This is a genomic window from Vibrio sp. 10N.261.51.A4, from assembly GCF_041471945.1.
GTDB lineage: Bacteria > Pseudomonadota > Gammaproteobacteria > Enterobacterales > Vibrionaceae > Vibrio > Vibrio crassostreae_C.
In genome coordinates this window covers 1-5,210 of the sequence record NZ_JBFRPJ010000142.1, presented here as the reverse complement: position 1 = coordinate 5,210, position 5,210 = coordinate 1, and the positions used below count along the sequence as shown (strand labels likewise).

The 5,210-nt window shown below is 41.6% G+C and carries 4 protein-coding genes and 1 pseudogene; 1 reads left to right on the top strand and 4 read right to left on the bottom strand.

Translation table 11 applies throughout. The features are described from left to right. Positions 1–12 precede the first annotated feature (12 nt). A pseudogene (locus AB4384_RS23205) lies at positions 13–375 on the top strand (transposase); the annotation flags it as partial. Positions 376–482: 107 nt separating this feature from the next. On the opposite strand, the gene AB4384_RS23200 reads toward AB4384_RS23205, so the two are convergent. The 4 genes from AB4384_RS23200 to AB4384_RS23185 form a co-directional block, all read right to left on the bottom strand. Then, positions 483–1,661 carry a hypothetical protein gene (locus AB4384_RS23200; RefSeq protein ID WP_372130177.1) on the bottom strand — a complete coding sequence of 393 codons (1,179 nt, stop codon included), beginning with the start codon at positions 1,659–1,661 and terminating at the stop codon, positions 483–485. Between the two features lie 13 nt (positions 1,662–1,674). Then, positions 1,675–2,979 carry a hypothetical protein gene (locus AB4384_RS23195; protein WP_372127191.1) on the bottom strand — a complete coding sequence of 435 codons (1,305 nt, stop codon included), beginning with the start codon at positions 2,977–2,979 and terminating at the stop codon, positions 1,675–1,677. Between the two features lie 62 nt (positions 2,980–3,041). Next, positions 3,042–3,956 (bottom strand): OmpA family protein, encoded by a 915-nt coding sequence (locus AB4384_RS23190; RefSeq protein WP_102319821.1) that lies wholly within the window; start codon positions 3,954–3,956, stop codon positions 3,042–3,044. Positions 3,957–4,047: 91 nt separating this feature from the next. Continuing rightward, on the bottom strand, positions 4,048–5,007 hold the full coding sequence (locus AB4384_RS23185; protein ID WP_372130176.1) for an OmpA family protein: 960 nt from the start codon (positions 5,005–5,007) through the stop codon (positions 4,048–4,050). Positions 5,008–5,210: the final 203 nt, after the last annotated feature.

Genomic DNA, 5,210 nt, shown 5'->3' with positions numbered 1-5,210 from the left:
TGATTTAGGAAACAAAGCCACAGCTATCTTACAGAAATATTGAATATCAATAAGGATTTAATGACCACTTATATACTCGGAGCACAACTCAAAGAGCTTTGGTATTGTGAATCAGAAGCGCATGCTAAAGAGCTCTGGGAGGCGTGGTGGGCACAAGTACAAGAGAGTGGAATTAAGCCATTGAAAGAGTTCGCACGAAAACTGAGTCCTTATCTTCACGGCATTATCGCATCGGCAAGTTATCCGCTCAACACCTGCACATTGGAAGGGATAAACAACAAGATAAAGCTAATCAAGCGAATGGGGTATGGGTATCGAGATACCGACTACTTCTTCTTGAAGATAAAAGCGGCTTTCCCCGGAAAGCCGCGATGAACCAAAAGAAAGCCTAATCGATACACTTCAACATCGATCGTTGAGGTATGAATTAGGCTATTTGTAATACCTTAAAGCGCTTTCGAAACGAAAAGCGCTTACAAGATTTAGAACATTAAGAAGTTATCTTTTTCCAACACAAGATCGAACTGGAACTTATTGTTGGTATCCGCTTGCATTGTCGATGGATTCAAATCACCAATAAAGCCAGACGCCTTTTGTCCACTCTCTGTCAAAACAATGCTATCACCCGATTCAAAATCAAGCCCTGAGTGATGCTGAACAATCTCCAGTTTGTACTCAACCTTATTACCTTTCATTTCAAAGCTGCCATTTAGCATCATGCCGTAGCCATTAATACTCGCAAACGCTTGATTAATTTCACCACGAGACAAACCTTCCGGGCGCTCAATACGCAATTTAAACAGCGTTTCAACGCCTTGAGACTTAATCACACCAGAGTAACTGTCAGAAATAGCCGGCATATTATATTGCGTGCGATTCATACCTGGTAAGTTAGAAGAAAAACTCTTCAAGTGACCAGCACTAGCTTGCAAGTAACTTTCCCAAAACGCAGCTAAGTGAGCATTACGCACACCCGTTGAATCAATCCCGTGGAAATACACCGTCGCATTATTAAAGTTAGCATTGTGCTTGCCCGCTAGAACAATACCCGCTTCTTTTGCTGCATCGCTATCACTTAAGTCCGTTAATGAAACATCTGAGCTATTTTGAATGCCATCAGAATAAACTACCAAACGAATTGGTGTTGAGTTCAAACGGATATCATTAGTCACTTGAAACAAACTACGCGCTAAATCCTTTTCAGGCACAGCACGGTCATAATCCGGTTGTGCTGTATGAGGACTCGCCTGCATCGCTTCACCTAATCCACGTTGCATTAAACGCGTCAACTTTGGCATATCATCACGGATAACGCGTTCAGGAGCCGCTCGCAATAAACCGCCGCTTTCTAATGCATTCACATTAGGAAAACAAGTCGTAAAGGCATGAGACATATCGCCATTTGGAGAAAGATAATAGATACCAATCTCTTCACTTGGCAAATATGACGGCGGTAGAGTTTGCATAATATCTTGCGCCCAACTGGCACTATTGTTTGGAATGGACGTCGTATCAATCACCAAATAAGTTTGACGAGGCGCCCCCTCACTAAGACAGTACTTAGCAGCATCAAAGCCACCCGTATTAATCATCCCAGAAGCAAAAGCTTGTGGCGCACACAGCGCAGTCAGTAGCGCGGCAGATTTAATTTTATTCATCATATTTTTCATGGAATTACGCAACCATATTCATTAATTGGTCTTTACTAATCGCAATATCATGCTTGTAGTAAGTATCTAAACTCTTCATCTCCGCACCAATTTTCACTTCCTCAAGCTGCTTAGCACGAAGCTGCATCACTAGATTATTGTGGTAAGTACGTAAGTTGCGGTTAACCTCTTTATGCACCTGACCAAGAATACCATCAGCATGATTGGCCAACTCTTCTTGCAAACGCTCAATCTTTTTCAATTCCATCAATTCAGCTTCTTGCGCATTCGCTAGCTCAGCGATCTGCTTAGAAAATTTCGCTTCAACCTGGTTTAACTCTTTATTCAAACCCTTATCCAAACGGTTAAAACGCTCACGAGCACTGGTGAAATCTTTTTGCGCTTCCTGGTAAGATGGTTTGGCATCATTTAACACATAGGCACAGAACATACTGATAAACCAAGGTGCAATAGAGAAAATGATGAATGGGAATAACAGCATCATTGCCGACTCTTGAGATGCCGATGCATCGCCCCACATACCCATATCAACCGCGGCTAATTCACGAGCAATCGCTTGATAACGAACCATTAAGATACCGACCGTAATCGAAATTAACGCCAACCAAGCAAAAGCCTGCATTCGATAGTGTTGTCGCTTTTCACGAGATTCAACATCCGGTCCCATCAGCTCTAAACGTTGTTTTAAGAACTTGCCATGAAAGTGAGCCGCTGCCGCAGTAACAATGGCACTCACAAACGCTAACGCTAAAGCAAACAGAGGAATATTCAGCAGTTCACCTAACGTTTCATAGTTCATCCAAAACTCTGGCACACTAGGAATAAGCAGACCCAGCGAGTAAATCAGCGGGTTCACTTTTCTCGGCGGCTTACCACCGGCAGAATTAAACATTTTATCGTAACGCGTTTTGGTTTTTTCTAACTCATCTTTCGCATCTTGATAGCCACTTTCCTGAACATAGCTGGTTTTTTTCGCCGCTAAAGCATCGGCTTTCGTGTTACAAACTTGCTGATACTCAGTATCTTTCTTCATGTATGCTGACTCATCAGCATGTTTACGTAAACGAGTTTGCAATTGAGAAAAATCAGAGTACCAACGCCCCAAATGCTCAAGAGGATCGCGAATAACAGATAGCATTCCATTGGTGTGTGAATTATGGTCAGTAACAACCAAGTTCGTTTGCTCTGCAGCTTCCACTTCCTCACGAACCTTACGCTGAATATCCTGACTAAGGTCCTTGGCTATAACCGCACTTTCAAGCGGTCGCTGCACCATAAATTTTTCAATATCCGTTTTCACCTGTTGCATGTATATTTCTCGCCCTAACGTATCAAAATGATTAAATATTAAAGTAGTAAAATCTTCTAATTCTATTTACTAATATATTTTTTTATATCGAACTCTCGGTATATAAACACCGAAAATGGTGCCTTTCTAAAGGTTCTTCTTACTTGTGGCCCCGTACGTTCTTTTGCCAATAGCTCCAAATCAGAACGAAGCTCACTAAAAGACTCAAAGTCACGTAGATCACTACTCACTTTCTTATCACGGGAATAAGCCCATACTTCCATAGAACGAGCATTACATGATTGCCCGGCGCAGCGATAATGACGGTATAAGTGAGAAGCAAACTGCTCATTTTCAGTCATCAAGATCTCCACACGGCGATTGCGGGCCTTATTACTTTGACTGTTATTTTTTGCGATAGGATAATCAGGACCACCCGCGATCAAAACGAGTGAATTATGTAGCACTCCTTGCTGCTCTAGGTAACGAGCGGTTGACAGTGCTCGCCTTAGCGATAAATCAATATTATGAGCCCATGAGCCAGACGCATCAGTATGACCAGTAATCACTAAAAGCTGATTATCACGCGCCGCTTGCCTTTCATGATAAGTCACCGCAACCTCGGCTAGCTGAGCTTTTATGTCACTATTCAACTTATCGCTATTAACGGCAAAGCCAGAGCTGGCCGATAAATTACGTAAAATCGCAATCCCATCTCCCAGTTCATTAAGCGGCTCCCCTGCCTGCTGGCTTGGGTAGAAATGCACATAGCCCCCCGCCTTCTCAACAGGAAAGTACAGCTCATCATCACCCACTTCAGCCACCCAAGAAAAGTCCTTTTCTACCTCAGAAAGCGCCTCTTCTTTGCGAGTTAAAGCGGTCTCTTGCATACCCTCGACTGGTTGGTTTTCTTTATCTATATAATCCACACGCTCAGGAGAAGAGCAGCCTGATAGTGCCAATATTAAAAGTAAATAATAAAAATATTGCTTATTCATGCCCAATAACTATCTATACTAAGAGCCAAAATTACGAAACCTAGATAAATCCTTCTACCTTGGTTTTGCCTATGATGTAACGAAGTGTCGTTTAACCACGCGTTGGCGGCAGCGACAAAGAACGATAACGAATGTTTTTTTCAGACTGGGTACGCTCTTGCTGTAACTCTTCAGCTTCAAAACTGCGAACTTCTTTTGGCTCTTTCGCCACACGAATTGTTTTCAGTTCGGTTGGAATGTGACGAGAGTTCGTCGTGACCTTGCCATCACGTGCATAACCAACAGCCTGAAGCTCTCTGGATTCACAGCCATTAGAGAAGCAAGGTGCTGAACGATAGTAATCACTAATGAAATTCACATCATGAGTAATAAAGAACTCCACACGACGGTTCTTCGCTTTATTTTCTACACTATCGTTTTTAGCAATCGGATAATCAGGCCCTGCTGCCATACGTAATAACGCTTCATTCGGAACGCCTTGTGCCATTAAGTAGCGCGCCGCTGAGTCGGCACGATCTCGTGATAACTGCTTATTGTATTGCCACGAACCTGAGGAGTCGGTATGACCAGTAATAATGATGAACAATCTTTCATCATTATATTTTGAATGGCTATAATATAAATTTTTAATCGAGTTTAACGCCAGAGTAGTATTCGGGTTCAAAGTTGAACTACTGACCATAAATCCAGCTGTATTAATAGCGTTATAAGCACCAACATACCCGTAATCGCTGGCTAAGCGAGTCTGTTCAATAAGCTTAGTTAACTCGAGACTTGAGTCATCAATATTCTTACTATCAAAAATATAGTAAGTATTATCACCGCTGTCTTTGGCGAAATAACGACCGGTTTCAATATGATCTAACTGTTCATTAATAGAGACTTCATTAATTAGTAACACTTTGTTGTTCACATCAGGATTATTATTCCCAGACTGATGAACTATGTCGTAACTATTGGCTTGCTCAATAACCTGAGTATGCTGCTGGTGACTGGAGCATCCCGATAGGGTCATTAAAAAAACAAATGAAAACGTTACTTTATTATTCATAGCTATATTTTCTAATTAGAATAGTGCATAAAACAGACGATCTGTGTAAAGAATCATACTGCAAGTTATTGAAATTCACCTTATAAGTCTCCGTAAATACTGTATATATAGCAATTAATTAACTCTCTAATTTGTAAGGAAATATTACAGTTCAATCTATTTAAAAGTAAGCGCACTATTAACCCCAGGGCGCGAGCACACTT